15 protein-coding genes are annotated in these 17,832 nt (G+C 68.1%); 6 read left to right on the top strand and 9 right to left on the bottom strand.

The window, feature by feature from the left end:
• Window positions 1–175: 175 nt before the first annotated feature.
• Complete coding sequence (locus tag LZC94_24015) at window positions 176–3,091, bottom strand: 2-oxoglutarate dehydrogenase E1 component (protein ID WXB10940.1); 2,916 nt, start codon at window positions 3,089–3,091, stop codon at window positions 176–178.
• A gap of 92 nt (window positions 3,092–3,183) precedes the next feature.
• Complete coding sequence (locus LZC94_24010; protein WXB10939.1) at window positions 3,184–4,929, bottom strand: hypothetical protein; 1,746 nt, start codon at window positions 4,927–4,929, stop codon at window positions 3,184–3,186.
• A gap of 63 nt (window positions 4,930–4,992) precedes the next feature.
• On the opposite strand from LZC94_24010, the gene thiS reads away from it, so the two are divergent.
• Window positions 4,993–5,193 carry a sulfur carrier protein ThiS gene (gene thiS / locus LZC94_24005; GenBank protein ID WXB10938.1) on the top strand — a complete coding sequence of 67 codons (201 nt, stop codon included), beginning with the start codon at window positions 4,993–4,995 and terminating at the stop codon, window positions 5,191–5,193.
• A 28-nt stretch (window positions 5,194–5,221) separates the two neighbouring features.
• Here the strand turns inward: thiS and LZC94_24000 are convergent, their stop codons facing one another.
• From LZC94_24000 to LZC94_23990, 3 genes are read right to left on the bottom strand one after another with little or no spacing between them, the layout of a single operon-like run.
• The gene (locus tag LZC94_24000; protein ID WXB10937.1) at window positions 5,222–5,980 is read right to left on the bottom strand and encodes a 1-acyl-sn-glycerol-3-phosphate acyltransferase; all 759 of its coding nucleotides are present in this window, start codon (window positions 5,978–5,980) and stop codon (window positions 5,222–5,224) included.
• 2 nt (window positions 5,981–5,982) lie between these two features.
• Entirely contained in the window at window positions 5,983–7,155 is a 1,173-nt protein-coding gene (locus LZC94_23995; protein ID WXB10936.1) for a phospholipase D-like domain-containing protein, read from the bottom strand.
• A complete protein-coding gene (locus tag LZC94_23990) occupies window positions 7,152–9,716 on the bottom strand; it encodes a hypothetical protein (GenBank protein WXB10935.1) in 2,565 nt (854 codons plus the stop codon). The genes LZC94_23995 and LZC94_23990 overlap by 4 nt, the downstream gene beginning before the upstream one ends.
• A 333-nt stretch (window positions 9,717–10,049) precedes the next feature.
• Between LZC94_23990 and LZC94_23985 the strand changes: the two genes are divergently transcribed.
• The 3 genes from LZC94_23985 to LZC94_23975 all read left to right on the top strand — a co-directional run bounded on the left by LZC94_23985 (window position 10,050) and on the right by LZC94_23975 (window position 11,540).
• Window positions 10,050–10,280 (top strand): hypothetical protein, encoded by a 231-nt coding sequence (locus LZC94_23985; protein ID WXB10934.1) that lies wholly within the window; start codon window positions 10,050–10,052, stop codon window positions 10,278–10,280.
• Window positions 10,277–10,690, top strand: coding sequence for a type II toxin-antitoxin system VapC family toxin (locus LZC94_23980; protein WXB10933.1), 414 nt, complete (start codon window positions 10,277–10,279; stop codon window positions 10,688–10,690). The genes LZC94_23985 and LZC94_23980 overlap by 4 nt, the downstream gene beginning before the upstream one ends.
• Before the next feature lie 286 nt (window positions 10,691–10,976).
• Window positions 10,977–11,540: a sigma-70 family RNA polymerase sigma factor gene (locus LZC94_23975; GenBank protein WXB10932.1), complete on the top strand. Its 564-nt coding sequence runs from the start codon at window positions 10,977–10,979 to the stop codon at window positions 11,538–11,540.
• 75 nt (window positions 11,541–11,615) lie between these two features.
• On the opposite strand, the gene LZC94_23970 is transcribed toward LZC94_23975, so the two are convergent.
• Together LZC94_23970 and LZC94_23965 are read right to left on the bottom strand one after the other, a co-directional pair.
• Window positions 11,616–12,440, bottom strand: a complete 825-nt coding sequence (locus LZC94_23970; GenBank protein ID WXB10931.1) for a hypothetical protein — start codon at window positions 12,438–12,440, stop codon at window positions 11,616–11,618.
• Between the two features lie 14 nt (window positions 12,441–12,454).
• Window positions 12,455–12,898 carry a hypothetical protein gene (locus tag LZC94_23965; GenBank protein WXB10930.1) on the bottom strand — a complete coding sequence of 148 codons (444 nt, stop codon included), beginning with the start codon at window positions 12,896–12,898 and terminating at the stop codon, window positions 12,455–12,457.
• A gap of 60 nt (window positions 12,899–12,958) precedes the next feature.
• On the opposite strand from LZC94_23965, the gene LZC94_23960 reads away from it, so the two are divergent.
• On the top strand, window positions 12,959–13,459 hold the full coding sequence (locus LZC94_23960; GenBank protein WXB20235.1) for a septal ring lytic transglycosylase RlpA family protein: 501 nt from the start codon (window positions 12,959–12,961) through the stop codon (window positions 13,457–13,459).
• A gap of 143 nt (window positions 13,460–13,602) precedes the next feature.
• On the opposite strand, the gene LZC94_23955 is transcribed toward LZC94_23960, so the two are convergent.
• Together LZC94_23955 and miaB are read right to left on the bottom strand one after the other, a co-directional pair.
• Window positions 13,603–14,136, bottom strand: a complete 534-nt coding sequence (locus LZC94_23955) for a gamma carbonic anhydrase family protein (GenBank protein WXB10929.1) — start codon at window positions 14,134–14,136, stop codon at window positions 13,603–13,605.
• A gap of 197 nt (window positions 14,137–14,333) precedes the next feature.
• Window positions 14,334–15,902, bottom strand: coding sequence for a tRNA (N6-isopentenyl adenosine(37)-C2)-methylthiotransferase MiaB (gene miaB, locus LZC94_23950; protein ID WXB10928.1), 1,569 nt, complete (start codon window positions 15,900–15,902; stop codon window positions 14,334–14,336).
• Between the two features lie 32 nt (window positions 15,903–15,934).
• On the opposite strand from miaB, the gene LZC94_23945 reads away from it, so the two are divergent.
• On the top strand, window positions 15,935–17,794 hold the full coding sequence (locus LZC94_23945; GenBank protein WXB10927.1) for a long-chain fatty acid--CoA ligase: 1,860 nt from the start codon (window positions 15,935–15,937) through the stop codon (window positions 17,792–17,794).
• Window positions 17,795–17,832: the final 38 nt, after the last annotated feature.

The raw sequence follows: 17,832 nt of genomic DNA, 5'->3' as shown, positions 1-17,832 counted from the left end.
ATTGAGGCGTACGAAGCCGGGGCAGGCACCTCCCCGGCACACGGGAGATGCCGGGGAGATAGGGAAGGGGAGCCGGCGCGCGATCCGAGGTCACGCGCAGGTAACCAAGGAGCTCGACTCCGAATCACAAAGGTTCACGTGACGAAGGCGGCGTTGCGATCGACACGAGCCAAGATCAGCTGAACGCCGCGTCCATCAACATGCGCTGCTCGAGATCGTGGCTCGCCTTGCTGCCGGTGGCCGGGCTCGCGCTCTCGACGCGCGACACCAGGGAGAGCGGCAGCCGGTCGCCGATGAACTCGCGCAGGCGCGCGTTCAAGAAGTACCAGGGGCCCATGTTGCGCGGCTCTTCTTGCACCCAGACGAGCGGGGTGCCGTCGGGGTAGGGGGCGAGCGCCTCTTTGAGCTGCACGTTCAAGGGATAGAGCTGCTCGAGCCGGAGGATCGCCACGTCCTCGCGTTTGAGCTCGCGGCGCTGCTTGAGCAGGTCGTAGTACACCTTGCCGGTGCAGAGCAGGACGCGCTTGGTGTTCTTCGGCTCGATGGCGCGATCGGGGATCACGCGCTGGAACGAGCCGTTGGCCAGCTCGTCGAGGGTGGAGATGGCCTCCGGGTGGCGGAGGAGGCTCTTCGGCGTGAAGACGATGAGCGGCTTGCGCCACGGGCGGAGCACCTGGCGGCGCAGCACGTGGAAGATCTGCGCGGGCGTGGTGAGGTTGCAGACCTGGATGTTGTCCTCGGCCGCGCCCTGGAGGAAGCGCTCGATGCGCGCGCTGGAGTGCTCCGGTCCTTGCCCCTCGTAGCCGTGGGGGAGGAAGAGCACGAGGCCCGACAAGCGGTTCCACTTGTCCTCGGCCGACACGATGAATTGGTCGATGATGACCTGCGCGCCGTTCATGAAGTCGCCGAACTGCGCTTCCCAGATCACGAGGCCGTCGGGGTAGTCGAGGCTGTAGCCGTACTCGAAGCCCAGGACCGCGGCCTCGGAGAGCGGGCTGTCGAGCACCTCGAAGCGCCCGGGGCCCGCGTTGGCCAGCGGCACGTACGGTGCGCCGGTCTGCGTATCGTAGAGCACCGCGTGGCGGTGGCTGAAGGTGCCGCGGCGGCAGTCCTGCCCGCTCAGGCGGACGCGGTGTCCTTCCGCGAGCAAGGTCGCGTAGGCCAAGGTTTCACCCGTCTCCCACTGGATGGTGCCCTGGGTGTGCGCGCGCTCGCGGCGGGCCTTGATGATCGACAGCGCCTTGGTGTTGGGCGTGAAGCCCGTGGGCATCTTGGTGAGCCGATCGAGCGTGTCGAGCAGCACGTGCTTGTCGACATGGGTCGGGACCTCGGGCACCGTGACGTCCGGGCCGCCGTAGTACGGGGTCCAGAGGCCTTCCATGGCGCTCGGCAAGGTGTGGTAGTCGCCCTTGCGCGCCTCGACCAAGGCGTCGTCGAGGCGCTGCTTGCTGGCGCGCTCGATCTCGTCGGCCTGCTCGCGCGTGATGCGGTGGCTCTCCAAGAGCCGCGCCACGTACATCTCGCGGACCGTCGGCTTCTTGTCGATGAGCGAGTACATCATCGGCTGCGTGAAGCGCGGCTCGTCGCCCTCGTTGTGGCCGAGGCGGCGGTAACAGTATACGTCGATCACGACGTCTTTTTGGAAGCGCTGGCGGTACTCCATGGCCAGGCGGGTCACCTGGATGACCGCCTCCGGATCCTCGCCGTTCACGTGGAAGACGGGGGTCTTCATCATGCGCGTGATGTCGGTGCAGTACCGGGTGGAGCGCGCGTCCTTCGGCAGGGTCGTGAAGCCGATTTGGTTGTTCACGACGACGTGGATGGTGCCCTCGGTGGAGTAGCCCTCGAGGCCCGCGAGGTTCAAGGTCTCCGGCACGACACCCTGACCCATGAACGACGCGTCGCCGTGGATGAGGAGCGGCATCACGTGCTTGCGCTTGGCGCGATCTTGCTTGGCGCGCACGCGGCCCTCGACCACCGGATTGACGAACTCCAGGTGGCTCGGGTTGAAGGCGAGCGAGAGGTGCACGGTGGCACCCGACGAGGTGACGCGATCGGTGGAGTAGCCGAGGTGGTACTTGACGTCTCCGCCCCCGAGGAAGCGCTCGGGCTTCTTGTCGTCGAACGCCGCGAACAGCTCGCGCACGTCCTTCTCCATGATGTTGGCGAGCACGTTGAGGCGGCCGCGATGGGCCATGCCGAGGACGATCTCGCCCACGCCGTGCGTTCCAGCCTCGTCGATGAGCATGGCCAGGAGCGCGATGATGCTCTCGGCGCCCTCGACCGAGAAGCGGCGCGCGCCCAGGTAGTTCTTGGCGATGAAGGCCTCGAAGACCTCCGCGTCCGTCAGCTTGGTGAGGATGCGGACGACCTGCTTGTGGTCGAGCGCGGCGCGGTTGCGCGTGGACTCCATGCGCTGCTCGAGCCAGCCGCGCATCTCCGGCTCCTCGATGTACGTGTACTCGACGCCGATCGAGCTGCAGTACGTCTCGCTCAGGTGCGCGATGATCTGGCGCAAGGTCGTCCGCTCGGGCAGCCCGGCGATGCCGCCGGTGGCGAACGTGTTCTCCAGATCCTGCACGGTGAGGCCGAAGTTATCGAGATCCAGCTCGGGGGCGGGCGCCGGGGGCGCTCCTGCGACCGTGGGATCCACGTGGGGATCTTTGACCAGCGGATCGACCCGCGCGAAGAGGTGGCCGCGCACGCGGTACGCGTTCACCAGCTGATAGACGCGGCCCTGAACGGCGACGGCCGTGAGCTGCTCTTCTTCCGAGGACGCGAGGCCGAGGAAGCCCTTGGCCGAGATCGTCGCGTTGAGCGCACCGTTCGCGGGCCCATACGCGTGGGCAGCGCCATTACCGTTCTTTGCGATGGGCGGGGCGCTGACGGGAGCAGAGGGAGCAGAGGCCGCAGAAAGCCCCGTCTCGGGCGTCGGGGGACCCGCGAATCCAGCAGGCGAGGAGACCGCGCGATGACCGTTCAGGGATTCGAAGAACGTGCGCCACTTGCCGTCCACGGCCTGCGGGTTTTGTTGGAATTTTGCGTGAAGCTCTTCAACAAGACCTGCATTGATTCCGAACTCGTCGAACATTCGGCGGCTACGATACTCCATCTTCGATGGTGTGCCTGCAAAGACTCACATGAAAATCCCCACGAACTCGTATTTGTTCGCGTTTGTTTGGATTACTTGTTCGTGAGCCAGGCGAACAGATCGGCGGAGGGGTCGAGCGCCACGAGCAGCGCGTCCACGGAAATGGCCGTAACCGTCGTGCCGTGCGGGGCGACGTGCACCCCGTCCGGTCCGCGCCAGACCACCACGCGCACCGCTTGAGAAGGTTTCTGCACCGGTCCGCGCGCGGCGATGCGGCTCTCGGCATCGTGAAGCCGATGCGTCGTGGCCGGTTGGCTGGAGGCCGAGATCGCCTCATCGCGGTACGCGGGCGTTCCGACGCGCGTCTTGGTGGAGTCCTCGACATTGAAGTTCGGGAGCGCGTGCCCCGGGATCGCTTCGGTCGGCCAGGACTCGATGTCCTCGGCGCCGCGGAAGCCCGGGCTGCGAAGCGGGCTCCAGGTGTTCTCCAGCGAAGGCGATGACGTGGGCGGCGCGGTGCGCGCTTCGTCCTCCGCGCTCGCCTCGGGCAGTCGGGCACCTCGCCCTTCTTCGATATCTTCTTCCTTATCCTCATCCTCTTTCGAGAGGGAGGCGGCGCCGGCTGCGGATCCGTCCTCCAGCGGAGGTGGTATCTGCGAGGGGCCGACGAAGGTGATGCTCTCGGGGCCCGACGGGTAGACGGGGGTCGGTGCAAACGCGCCATCGTCGGCGCCATCGTCCCATGCACCGGCGGGGCGGGTGGTGCGCGTGGTTTCGAAGGCGTCGGGCGCTCGGGGCTCGGTTCGGGCTTCGGGCGGGGCCGGTTCTTCGGCGCGCATCGCAAGAGGAAACGGCTCCGCGCTGGGCGTCTGCGGGAGGTTCAACGACACCAGGTTCTTCGACGAGATGGCCTCGATCACCGCGGGGGCTTCGAGCCGGGGCGGGGCCGGCGGTGGCGGCGGCGCCGGAGGCACGGCGCTCGTGGTGGCCTCGCGGGAAACGGGCGGGCGGGCGGCCACCGGAGGAGGTGCGGCGCTGGTGGAGCTCTCGCGGTAAACCGGGGGCCGCGATGCAGGCCGCGGCGGGAGCGGGGGTCGCGTGGGTTGCGATGGGCGGGGCACGCCGGGGCCGGAGCTGCCGTTTTCGACGCCCTCTCGTTGCGTCGCGGGGCGGGGACCCAAGAGACCCAAGCTGGCGTGCTTGGGGCGGGTCGGTTTGGCGGTGCCCGAGGCCGTGGTGGTTCCGGCGCTGCTCCCCAGGAGCGACGATCCCGTGGAGCGCGTCGACACCGCGGCGCGCTGGCCGGCGGCGGCAATGGGTGACGAGGGCGACGAGATGGGCGACGAGGAGCTCGCGACCGGCTCCGCGCTCGGCCCGGACGGGGGCGAAGGTCGGAACGCGCGGGGCGAGGGGGCGGGCGGCGCCGGGGGAACCTGAGGACGCGCGCTCAGGTGACCGACGGGAGCGGTCGGTCCGGACGGCGGGGGCGGAGGGGGCACCAGCGGGCTCAGGCGGACCGTGGGCTTGGCGACATTGGGGGTATCCGGGACCGTGATGGTGGGTGCGCCGGGGCGCACGGAGCTGACTTCCCACCCGAGCTCGTCGATGCGGGTGGTGAGATCGGCGGCGGCCTTGGCCAAGGTCAGGGCGCGGTCGTCGGCCTCGGCCTCGCTGGCCGCCTCGACGGCGCGCCGGAGCCATTTGAGCGCGTCGGTATGCTCCCCGCGTTCCCACGTGGATTGGGCGGTGGAGAGGGCCCACGACACGTCTTCGTGGTCATCGGCGAGGGGGGGCGGAATTGGATTTTGACGTCCCTCGTCCATCGGATCTTCAGCCATGCGGGCGGGTCCTCGGTGAGCGCAGCTTGCGCTGTCGGTCCACTCGTCGGAAAAAGGTCACCCATGCACGTTATCATCAATGGAGAACGACGCGACATTCCGGAAGGTTTGACGGTCCGGGGCCTTCTCACCCACCTGGAGCTCGGCTCCGGTCCCGTCGCGGTCGAAATCAACCGGGAGATCGTCCCGCGCGCGAGCCACGAGAGCCACCTCGTATCCGCCGAGGATACCATCGAAATCGTTCACTTCGTGGGCGGGGGATAGCCAGCCAGTTTGGCCGGCCGCCGCGAATTTACGACAGCGAGCGCGCTTTTTTGACGAGGTCCGAGACCGCCTCGTGCGCTCGCGTTGCCAGGGTGGCGGCGCGGCCGTCGTCGGTGGGGAGCAGGTCGCCGATGCACACGGTGACCTTGGTGGGGGGCGCCTTGGACATGCGGTCCAGGTGCTCCATGAAGCTCTCGTCCACGAACGCCGCCCCCGAGCCCTGCTCGTAGGCAATGCCCACGGGCAACACCGGGACCCCCGCCCGCACCGCCGCCACGAAGCCGCCGCGGGAGAAGGGGCGGACTTCGTCGTCGGGGAAGGTGGTCCCCTCGGGAAAGAGGGAGACCACGTCGCCGCTGGCCAGGCGGGCGGCCATGCGCCGAATGACCTGGGCGCCGCTTTGTTTGCTGCTTCGCTCGACGAAGAGGGTCCCCACCTTTTTGGCCGCCGTGCCGATGATGGGCCACTGCGAGAGATCCGCGCGGCTGACCACGCAGCCGCCGAAGGTGGAGAGCATGAGCGCGATGTCGATGGTGGAGCGGTGGTTGGCGACCACCAGGCAGCCGCCCGCCCGCGGCGGGATGGCGCCCACGATGTTGGGGTGGACGGAGAAGAGGCGGAGCAGCGAGCGCGCCCAGCGGCCCGTCCAGCGGTCGCGCAGCTCGGCGCGTTTGCGCGGGCCGCCGCCGACCATGGCGTCGCGCGTGACATAGAGCGGAAGAAGGGTGGCCGTGATGAGGCCGAAGCCCGCGATTCGAACCGGTTTTCGTACGGGATTGAATTTCATGGTCACCAGAGTTTCCGCATGGCAAACGCGACCCACTCCATGCCGCGGCGAAGGGTACCGCGCTGACGCCAGGTCGCCAGATCGATGGGGAGCGCTTGGGCAAGATCGTGCTCGTACCAGTGTCGAACATGACGCGCGAACTGCGAGTCTTCCACCGCGAGGTTGACCTCGAGGTTCTTGCGCCACGATCGCTCGTCGAGATTGTAGCTGCCGATGGTGGCGAACGTCTCGTCGACGATCGCGATCTTCGAGTGGAGGATCGGGCCCGGCAGAGCATACACCTCGACGCCGTGCCGCAGAAGCTGCTCGAACATGGCCTCGACGGCAAATTGAACGATGGGAACGTCGCCGCGGGCCGGGACGAGGACGCGCACCCGCACCCCGCGCGAGGCCGCGCGGAACATGGCCCGGCGCACGCCGCCGTCGGGCACGAAGTACGAGTTGGCGATGTCGACCTGCTGGCGCGCGTTGGCGATGCGCACGACGTACTCGCGCCGGATGCTGCGCCTCCTTCGCCAGTTGTTGGCCAGCACCCACACGGGGCGCGAGCGGCGCCGCGGAAAGGGGAGGACGTCGCGCGGGCGCTGCGTGCGCGTGATGCGCCGCCATGTCTCGTAGAAGAGGGAGCGGAACTCTTCGACGCAGGGGCCCTTCACGGCCACCGCGTCGTCGCGCCAGCCTTCGCCGCCTTGCTCGATGGGGAGCCAAGGATCGCTCATGTTGATGCCGCCGGTGAAGGCGATGGTGTCGTCGGCCACCAGGAGCTTGCGGTGGTCGCGCTGCTCGACCCGATCGAGCTGAAAGCTCTGCGCCAAGGGGAAGAGCGAGTGGTACTCGTGCACCTCGCCCCCGGCGCTGCGCACGGGCTGCCACCACGACTCGGTGATGCCCAGGCTCCCGACGGCGTCGTAGATCACCTTGACCTTCACGCCGGCGCGCGCGCGCGCCATGAGGGCGTCGCGAAAGCGCTCGCCGCACGAGTCGGCGCCGATCCAGTACATCTCGAGGAGCACCTCGCGCTCGGCGCGCTGGATGGCCTCGAGCATGGCCGGGAAGGCCTGCGCGCCGTCGCGTAAGAGGCGCACGCGGTCGGCACCCACGTCGAACCAGGGTTGCTCTCCTTCTTCCAGCGCGAGTTGGGCATCCTGCTCGAACGAGGGGGGAGGAAGGCTCACGGGGTCGCTTTCGGAGGGAGTCGGGGAGGGCGGGCCGCGACGATGACGAGCGCGTCGTCGCGAAGTGCGTTGGCAGCGAAGGAGCGTAGCGCGTCGAGCGAGGGAGGGGCAGGTATCTGGCTCGCTGCCCCGTCCCTGAAGAGGCCGAGCAGGCGCCCGTGGGGCTCGAGGAGCGCGCGCAGCTCCGTTCGCGCCCGCGCCGAAATGGCCCGCTGGCGGTCGGATTCCTCGAGTCCCCGTTGGCGCAGCCGATCGAGCAGTGCCCGTGTTTGGGCAACCGCGGCATCGAGCGCCCCTTCCGCCGAGGTGATCCGCAGCACGAGCGCGGGCCCCCGCGAAGGCCCGACCACCTTGGCGCTCCAGGCCCGTGCCAGGCCGGGGCCGCCGACGGCCCGCGCAAGGAGGCCGTCGTCGCCGTCGAGGGCGAGCGCAAAGAACCGCGCCATTTGCGCCGCGCGCTCGTCGCCGCGCGCGAGCGGAAGCGCGAGCCACGCCTCGCTGGGCGCTCCGACCAGGTCGACGGTATACGTTCCGGGGCGCGGGGGCGGCGGCTCGCTCGGGGCCGAGCATACGCGCGTCTCCCCCGGGCGCCGCGGGAGCCAGCGATCCACGGCCCGCGCCGCGGCGGTGGCTTGCGCCGCGTCTTCGTTGGCCAGCACCGCCACCCGCAGCGGTCCGTTGCGCAACCCGGTGGCGCGTGCGAGGAGCGCGCCGTCCGAGGAGCGCGCGAGCGCCTCGAGGCTCCCCGAAGGCGAGAACCACGATGGATGCCCCGGTACGACCGCGTGGGCGAGCGCCACCAAGGCGCGGCTCTGCGCGGCGTTGAACGTGGGGCGCGGAAAGCCGCGCAGCTCGGGATCCGGGCGGATGGCCGACGCGAGGAGCGCGGCGCGCGCCCGCGCGGCGAGCCCGAGATCCGGAGGCTGCACGAAGCTCCGCGCGACCGCGTCGCCGATGCGCCGGGCGTGGGCGAGCGGGGCCTCGCCGGCGAGCGCGGGGCCGTGCGCGATCAGGCCGATGGCATCGCCCGACGCCCAGGGCTCGATGGTCAGGGACGGATCCGTGCGGCTCTGCGCGCGCTCGGCGGCGATCAGCGCAAAGACGGCGCCGAGCCCCGCGTCGGCGTCGACCTCGGGCACGGTGCCGCACGGCGAGGCGAGGAGCACCCACAGATCCGACTGGCCCCGCTCGACGCGGATGCGCGGCTCGACCACGGGATCGCGCCACGCCGCGAGCGCGCGCTCCAGCTCCGTGCGCATGGTGGCGCTCATCCCGCTGTTGGGCGCTGCGGGCGCGGTCGTGGGGATGGCGTTGGGCGTCGCGGGCGCAACGTTGGGTGACGCGGGCGTCGCGGTCGCAACGTTGGGTGACGCGGGCGTCGCGGGCGCAACGTTGGGCGACGCGGGTGGGCGTGTGCCGTCGGGTGCCACGGGGGTGGAGTCGCGTCCGCCGTTGAAGCCGACGGCGACGAACATGGTCGGCTCCGTCTTCGGCGGGGGCGCGCCGTTGGTTGCTCCGGGCGCCCATCGCGCGGTTCGCGCGTAGAGCTCCCACCAGGCTGCCCGCTCGGCGGCTTCGCGCGGATCGCCTGCGCGCCGCGCGAACACCAGGCCCGAGCCATCGCCGGGGTCGGCCTCTGCGAGCTCCGCCAACACCTCTTGCCGCACCAGCGCGAGGGTCGTCGCGATGCGCGCCGGCGGGTTCGCGCCCAGATCGCGAACGTCGACCGCCACGGTGAGGCACCCACCCTGCGCATGGGCGGTCGCCGTGATCGCGTGCACCACGGCGCCGCCTTCGCTCGCCTGCGCCTCGAGGCGCGCGGCCAAGGTGCCGCGCGGGTCCGCCAAGTGGGCCGCGACGGCCACGGGGCGGATGGCGTCCGGCGTGCGAAACGCCAAGGTCGCGCGCGCCTCCGCGCCGCTCCGGCCCCCCAAACCGCGCGACGTGCCCTCCGCGAGCATCTCGCTGCGCGCATCGTAAACCACCGGCGCAGGCGAGGTCGTCGCCCACGCGGCGTCCCACCCAAACGCCGGCAACCGCGCCGCCCGCGGCCATGCGCGGGTCGCGTTGACAGCCAAGGTCACGTCGTTCACCGCGCGCGCGAGTCCTGTCGCCGACAGCGCCACCCGCCCGAGGCCGTGCGCCGCGCGCCTCCAACCTTCCACCTCGGCGAGGCTCGGCTCCGATGGCGCGGGTACGGCGCCGAAGGGCTCACCGCGGCACTTCGCCAGCTCGATCAGCGCCGGATCGTGCAGCGGTTTGTTCGCCAGCGCCGCGAGCTTGCGCAGCACCGCGGGCATCTCCTGCGCCGACACGGGCGCGAGCAGCGCGCTTTGAATCGCGGCCACCGATTCCGACGGGCGCTCCAGAAGGCCGCGCACCCGGTATCCCTCCCAGCTCGGTGTCACGACGGCACCCGGCCAGCGCGCGGCCAGCCGTGTTTGCGTCAACGCGGCGAGCGCCACCGCCACCTGCGCTCCGCGTTCCGGTGCAAGGCCATACGTCCACACCGCGAGCCCGAGCGCGGCCTCCGGATCGCCCTCGCGGACGATGGCCGCCACCGGCGGACGATCCCCCGCAACCCGCCCGCCGGCGGGGACGACGGAATGGGAGGGGGCCGCACCGCCGCATCCTGCGGTCGGGGCAAGGCAACCAAGACCACCAAGACAGAGGAGCCAAGATGCAAACCTACGAAGAAATCCCTGCACAGCCGAAGCGTTACCACCGTTTCCACCCACGGCGCACGCCGCATTCTTCTTCTTCTTCCGGGCCTGCCGGGCCGTCCTCTTCTTCTGGTTCTTCTGGAGCATCTTCTTCCGGAGCATCCGCCGCGGAGGTTCCGGCGCCGGCCGGAGGACTTTCTCCCCCGTCCGTTAGGTGATATCATTGATATCATGAAACAGCTCATCGTACGAAACGTCGAAGATGCCGTGGTAGACGCGTTGAAACAGCGGGCCGCCAAGCACGGTCGCTCCGCCGAGGCCGAGCATCGCGAGATCCTCAAGCAGGCCCTCCTCGCGCGGCGCACGCCCAGCCTCAAACGGCATCTTCTTTCCATGCCCAACCACGGAGACGACTCCGACTTCGACGTGCCGCGATCGCCCGCGCGACGAGTCGAGCTATGAGCTTCCTTCTCGACACCAACGTCGTCTCGGAGCTTCGAAAAGGAAAGCGCGCGAACGCGGCGGTCCTTCGTTGGATGGCCCAGGTGGCGGATGACGAAATTCATCTCTCCGTGCTGGTCGTCGCCGAGCTTCGTCAGGGCATCGAGCGCTTGCGCCGGCGCGATCCCGCCGGCGCCGAGCCGCTCGAGCGCTGGCTCTCGATCCTTCTGCGGGTGCATGGCGACCGCATTTTCGGGGTCGATCTACCGATCGCCGATCTCTGGGGCCGCCTGAATGTCCCCCATCCGCTCCCGGCCGTGGACGGTCTTTTGGCGGCGACCGCCCTCGTTCACGACCTCACGGTGGTCACGCGCAATGTGCAGGATGTCGCTCGGACAGGAGCTCGGGTGCTGGACCCGTTCGCCGCGTAACCGACCGTAACATTTCCATGGAGTGTTACGGTGGTTGTTACGCGTAACACGACGTTTAGAAAGCGTGACACTGGTCCTGGGGGACCTTGATCCTGCGAGAAAATCCCAGGTCGAGCTTGTTGGTACACCCTTCGCATTATAACGGCCGACCGGTCGCACTCGCGCACCGGATGAGGAGGGCCGACCAGAGATGCTGCGAGGGATAGATGCTTACCGAGATGCCCATGGCACCACGCCGGAACGCGCTCGGATTCGAATAGCTTGCGACAGGGAACTGGTCGACGCGATGCTTCGCAACGACGCTCGCGCATGGCGCGAATTTCAGACCCGATACGACCGTCTCATTCACCGGTGCATCACCAAAGTCACCCGGCGTTTCCCATCGATGGTGTCGGGCGACGACGTGCTCGAGATTCAAGCGCAACTCTTCTTGTCGTTGCTCTCCAACGGGATGCACAAGCTCCGCACGTTCGATCCGGAGCGGGGCAATCGCTTTTCGAGCTGGCTCGGTCTATTGGCCATCCACTGCGCCTACGACCACCTGCGAACCTTGCGGCGCGAGCCGAGCAAGACAACGCTGTCGGAGGCCAACGAGCTCGCCTGTCAGCTCCCCGATCCGTTCGACTGTGTGGCCGAGCGGCAGCGGGCTTCGATCGCGGCGGCCATGCTCGATAGCTTCAGCGAGAAGGATCGCGCGTTCGCTTACTTGTACTTTGACGAAGAGCTGGAGCCGAACGAAATCGCGGCCCGCATGAACATCAGCGTCAAAACGGTGTACTCGAAGAAGCACAAGATTCAATCACGGCTGGAGTCGGCCCTCACCACCGACGCGGTGGTCAACGCGGCCTGAGATCGCGGCGTCTCGATGTCGCCGTGGTACGGAGCATTCTCGACTGCCGTCGGTGATGAGCTATCGCAGGGGCGCTCACGGGGAGCGAACGATGTCGTCGGGGGAGCGGGGGGCGATGTGGAAGCTGAAAAACCACGTGACGATGCCGGTCAGCGATTGGAGCTTGGTGCCCGCGGGGATGCTGCCCGCCGGGACGTCGAACAGCTCGTTGCTCAGGGTTGGTACGTCGCGGCCGCCCGGAATGAGCTTCGCGGTGACCCGGCCCGAGTTGCTGGTGTCGTTCGAGGGCGGAGTGGCCAGCGTGACGTCGCGGACGGTGACCAACATGTCGAGCCACCTCCGGCCCTTGGTGTAGTCGTTCAGATCGTTGACGTCGATTTCGACCGGGGCGGCGAGGGTGGCTTCGTAGCGGAAGGTTGCCGTGGGGCGATCCAGTTGGGGAAGCACCCCCGGCGGGGTGAAGACCGCGCCGCCGATTTTTGCGAGCTCCACGTAGGGACCGCGCAGATCGAGCACGTCGCCCGGCGCGATGCGCAGGTTCGAAGGGACGAACGCCGGCTTGTACAAGCTGATGCCCGAGTAGGGTGCCGCGCTTCCCGGGTCTTGCACGTAAATGGTGCCCGCGCTGCTGCCGTTCTTCGTCTCGTCGAAGGTGTCGATCGCCAAGACCTGCGCGCCCGAAATGTAGACCTTGGCGCCTGCCCTCCTGGCCGCGGGATCGCCCACGTCGCGAATGCGCTCGCCGTCTCCGAGCACGGTGGGGGTCGTGGTGGTCTTTGCGTCGCCCTCCTCGGACGAGCAAGCTGCGGCGAGGACGCCGAGCACGAACGGTAGAAGCCGCGCCGCGGAGGTCTTCGAGGTGCGTTGCGGCGGCTGCACCGTGTTCGCGCGAAGATGCACGCGAAGACGTTACATCATCCCATGCGCCGGCGCGAAGGCGAGGGGAGCTCAGCGCTCTTCGCCCGAACGAAGGCGGCGACCTCGCGCATGGGAACGCGGGCGGGGCAGCGGAGCTCCAGCTCCGCGAGCCGCTCGTCGGAGACCGCGGCGAACGAGCGCGCGGCCGCGTCGAAGTCGGGCATGCTGCGCGAGGACGCGAGCATGAGATCCATCGGCCCGTCGTAGACGCCCGAGGAGCGGCCGGCGCGAAGCCCTTCGCCGAGATCGCAGAGGCCGCAGGCGATGCACCCGCTCAATGTCGGCAGCGCGCGCCTCTCGTGGGGTGTGAGCGGCGGAAGGCGATCGGGCGCGTAGCTCCGCTCGAAATCACCCAGACCGCGTCGCGCGCCCAAGAGCGGCGCGAGGAGCGACTTGAGGAGGCATAGGCCGAGCAGGAGAAATGCGTGTAGGCGCTCCAAGCCACCCGAATGTGCTCGCCCTTGGCGCTTCGCGCAAGCCGTACTACTCCATGAAAGGTGATGCCCCCGCCTCCCTTCCTCGCCCAGGTCGCCTACCTCTTCACGTTGGCGACCTCGTTCGGTGGTCTCAACGGGTGCGGAGGCAGCAGCAACGCCGCCGATCGAGGCTTCAACGCACCCGCGAACGCGCAGGCCGAGGACTCACCCGGCGACTACGCGTTCATCAACGGCCCGGCCGGGAGCCGCCCTGGCACCCAGCCCGATCAAGTGGGGCTCGCGAGCTGGTACGGCCCCCGCTTCGTCGGCAAGAAGACGGCGAGCGGAGAGCGCTACGATCCGCGCGCCATGACCGCGGCCCACCGCAAGCTCCCCTTCGGCACGTGGGTCGAGGTGCGACGCATCGACACCGGGTCGAGCGTGCGGGTGCGCATCACCGATCGCGGACCCTTCGACAGCTCGAAAAAGATCATCGACCTGTCGCGCGCCGCCGCCGAGAAAATCGGCCTCGTGCAAATCGGCACGACGCGCGTCGAGCTGCGCGTCGTGCGCGGACCGGAGTGACCGCGGCGCGCATGGTGCGGAGTGACCGCGGCGCGCATGGTGCGGAGTGACCGCGGCGCGCATGGCGCGGAGTGACCGCGGCGCGCATGGTGCGGAGTGACCGCGGCGCGCATGGTGCGGAGTGACCGCGGCGCGCGAAAAAGCTACGTGCCCTCAATCAACTTCAACGACGTCGTAAAGCGCTTTGCGTACTCCGCATAGTGCTTCCCAGACTCCACGATCCACGCGAGATCCGTCTCCGTCACGGCGCGGATCACCTTACCGGGGCGGCCCAGCACGAACGAGCGCGGAGGGATCACGGTGGCCGGCGTGATCAAGGTGCCCGCGCCGATGAAGCACTCATCGCCGATGGTGGCGTTGTCGAGCACGATGCTGCCCATCCCGACCAGGCACCGATCGCCGATGGTGCAGCCGTGCAGCAAGGCCAGATGACCGATGGTCACGTCTTCGCCTACGGTCGTGTCGGTGAGCCCACCCGTGACGTGGATGACGGCGTTGTCCTGCACGTTGGTGCGGGCCCCGATGCGGATGACGCCCACGTCACCGCGCAGCACCGCGCCAAACCAGACGCTCGCCGCTTCGGCGAGATGCACCTTGCCGATGACCGTTGCTTGAGGGGCCACGTAAACGCCTGGCCCGAGGATGGGGCGCTCGCCGTCGTATTCGTAAAGGGGCATCGATTTCGTCCTGCTTCAGTTTTGTACGACCGAATCACTCGCGCACGATGTCGCATCGTACGAAGTAGCAAGGTGATGGCGCCGAAAGAAAAGCGCCGCGCCGGAGGAGGACCGCCGGTCCGAGTCCGGGAGCCCTGCGAGGATTTTTCTCGCGCGCTCACCCGCATCGTAAGGAGGGACGATGCGGGTGGGCGCGATTATTTTTCGAGCAGCAGCGGGAGCGATCGCACCGCCCGCCCGGCCGCGAAGACCGTCGGCGAAGGCGTCGCGGGGGCCAAAGGAGCCGGACGCGGCAACGCACTCAGCGCGGAAAGCTCGGAAAGCGCGCTCTCCGTCGGGCGTCCCAAGAGCGAATGTTTGTTCGCGCGCAGAATGTCGACGGGGACCATCTGCCCGATCCACGCCGGCGATCCGCCTTCGAGGTGCACGATCTCGTTGCGCTCGGTACGCCCTTGGAGCATCACCGTCCCCGCCGCGCGCCCTATCGACCCCGCGAGCGCGCCGTGCGCCGCGTGACCGCCATGCGCGCCATGCGCCGCATCCGCCGCCTGCGTCTTGCTCTCGCCCTCCACCAGGACATGCGCACGCGTCCCGGCGAGGCGCTCCAAGTGCGCGCGCCCCTGAGCTTCCACCACCTCGAAGAGCCGCGCCAGACGCTCCTTTTTCACGCCTTCCGGGACGTCGTCGGCCAGCTTCAACGCGGGGGTGTGCGGCCGCGGTGAAAACTTGAAGGCAAACGCCTGAACGAAGCCCGCCTCGCGCACCAACTCGAGCGTGGCCTCGAAGTCTTCGTCCGTCTCGCCCGGGAAGCCCACGATGATGTCCGTCGAGAGGGTCATGTCGGGCCGCGCGCGCCGGAGGCGTTCCGCGCGTTCGATGTATTCTGCACGCTTGTAGCGCCGGATCATGCGCTTCAACATGCGATCGCTTCCCGACTGCACCGGCAGGTGCACGTGGTGGGCGAGCACATCGAGCTCGGCGTGCGCCCGCGCCAAGGATGGCGTGGCGTGCCGCGGGTGGGGGCTGGTGTAGCGCAGGCGCGCCAAGCGCGGGACCTCCGCGGCAATTTTGCGCAGAAGCGCGGGAAATTGCGACTCGTCGGGATCGTCGCTCTCGGGCGGCGGCAGCTCGGCATCGCGGAAGCTGTCGACGGTCTGACCGAGAAGCACCACCTCCCGCGTGCCCGACTCGACCAAGCGCCCGATCTCCTCGACGATCTCCCGCGCCGGGCGATAGCGCTCGGGGCCGCGCGTATAGGGCACGATGCAGAAGGAGCAGCGCTCGTCGCACCCTTTCATGGTGGTCACGAAGGCGCTCACCGGCGCGGCAGCACCCCGTACCTGGGGCCGGGCCTCCAAAAATTGCGGCGAATCCACGTCGAAGACGGTGCGCGCCAGGGGGGGCGAGCCGGCCATTTGCCCTTCGACCAGCGCCGGGAGCTCGTGCAAATTGTCCGGCCCGATGACCAAATCGAGGTGCCGGATGCGCGAAAGCAGCCGCTCGCCCTCTTGCTGGGCGACGCAGCCGGCCACGCAAAGGACCACATGGGGCCTCTCGAGCTTGAGGGGCAAAAGTTTGCCTACCTCGCTGCGGACCTTCTGTTCGGCCTTGTCCCGAACGCTGCAAGTGTTGAAAATGACCAGGTCCGCCTCTTCGACCGCGCCGGGCTTCCAGCCGAATGCCTGAAGGGCCTCCTCCATTCGCTCCGAGTCGTGGACGTTCATCTGGCAGCCGAACGTCTTGAGGCAATAGCGACGAGCCATCATTTGAAAGCCACTGCGTTTAGCATACTCTTCGAATGGATATGGGAGAGCCGCAACATTTTGACACTTTGGTCGACATCTACCAACGCAGCATCGGAAAGTTCGCGGATCGCGAACTCTTCGGAACCAAGAAAGACGGGGCTTGGCACTGGACCACGTACCGTGAGTTCGGGCGCCAGGTCGAAGGTCTCCGGGGCGGCCTCGCAGGCCTCGGTCTCAAACGCGGCGATGCGATAGCCATCATTGCCGACAACCGCGTCGAGTGGGCCGTGACCGCGTATGCGGCGTTCGGTCTGGGTGTGGCGCTCGTTCCCATGTACGAAGCCCAGCTCGAGAAGGACTGGGAGTTCATCATCAAAGATTGCGCGGCCAAGGCGCTGGTCGTCTCCAAGAGAGACATTTTGGATCGCACGAAGAAGTTCTTGGAGCTCATTCCCTCGCTCGAGCACATCATCGTGCTGGACGGCGCGAGCGACGGGCACACCATTCACGCCTACGACGCGCTGGTTCGGGCGGGGGAGAAGAGCCCCGCGCCCATCACGCGGGCCGAGAAGAAGGACACCGCCTGTATCATCTACACCAGCGGAACCACCGGCGTGCCCAAGGGCGTGATCTTGAGCCACAACAACATCGCCTCCAACGTGACCGCGATGAACGTGTGCTTTCCGATGTTCCCCGAGGATCGTTCGCTCTCGTTCTTGCCGTGGGCGCACTCGTTCGGGCAGACCGTGGAGCTCCACGCCTTGTTCTCGCAAGGTGGTTCGATGGGCCTGGCGGAGTCGGTCCCCAAGATCCTCGAGAACCTGTCGGAGGTGCGCCCCACCTTGCTCTTCAGCGTTCCGCGCATCTTCAACCGCCTCTACATGGCGGTGCAAAAGCAAATCTCCGAGAAGCCCGGCGTCGTGCAGGCGATGGTGAAGGCAGCGCTCCGCGCGGCCGCCAAGCAGCGCGACGGGCAGAAGCTCACGTTGGGCGAGGGCCTGGTGCTCGGCCTGGCCAACAAGCTGGTGTTCTCCAAGGTGCGCGCGCGCTTCGGCGGACGGCTGAAATATGCGTTCTCGGGCGGCGCGGCCATCTCGCGCGAGGTGGCGGAGTTCATCGATGGCATCGGGGTCATGGTGTACGAGGGCTACGGCCTCACCGAGACGAGCCCCATCGCCACCGGCAACAGCCCCACCCGCGGACGCCGCATCGGCTCCGTGGGCAAGGTGATCCCGGATTGCCGCATCGTGATCGATACGTCGTCGACCGGGGGCAAGAAGACCGAGGGCGGGCGCGATGAAGGGGAGCTCGTGGTTTACGGCCCCAACGTCATGCAGGGCTACCACAATCGCCCCGAGGAGAACGCCGCGGTCTTCACCTCCGACGGTGGCTTCCGCACCGGCGACATGGGCTACATCGATCCCGATGGGTTCGTCTTCATCACCGGCCGGATCAAGGAGCAGTACAAGCTCGAGAACGGCAAGTACGTGGTGCCCACCCCGCTGGAGGAGGAGATCAAGCTCTCCCCCTATGTGACCAATGTGATGGTGTACGGCGACAACCGCCCGCACAATGTCGCGCTGGTGGTGGCCAACCTCGACGCGGTCAAGGCGTGGGCGGAGAAGGAGGGGCACGCGCTTCCTGGAGGTGGCGGCCAGGCGCTGCTCGAGGACGCGAAGGTTCGGGAGCTGCTCTCGAAGGAGATCGAGAAATACTCCGAAAAGTTCAAGGGTTTCGAGGCGGTGCAGGACTTTGCCGTCATCGACAGCGACTTCACCACCGAGAACGGCATGCTCACCCCGAGCCTCAAACTCAAACGCCGCAGCGTCCTCGAGAAGTACGGGCCGCTTTTGGACGCGCTCTACAAGAAGAGAGCGGAGGCCAAAAAGCAAGGCGCCCGCGCAGCAGTGTAGCCGCCCGCGCCGGGGTGTAGCAGGATGGGAGCCTAGAC

The sequence above is a fragment of the Sorangiineae bacterium MSr11954 genome, assembly GCA_037157815.1.
Taxonomy (GTDB): domain Bacteria; phylum Myxococcota_A; class Polyangia; order Polyangiales; family Polyangiaceae; genus Pendulispora; species Pendulispora albinea.
Note: the sequence above shows the minus strand (reverse complement) of the source record. Positions and strands in the feature narration are given on the sequence as shown.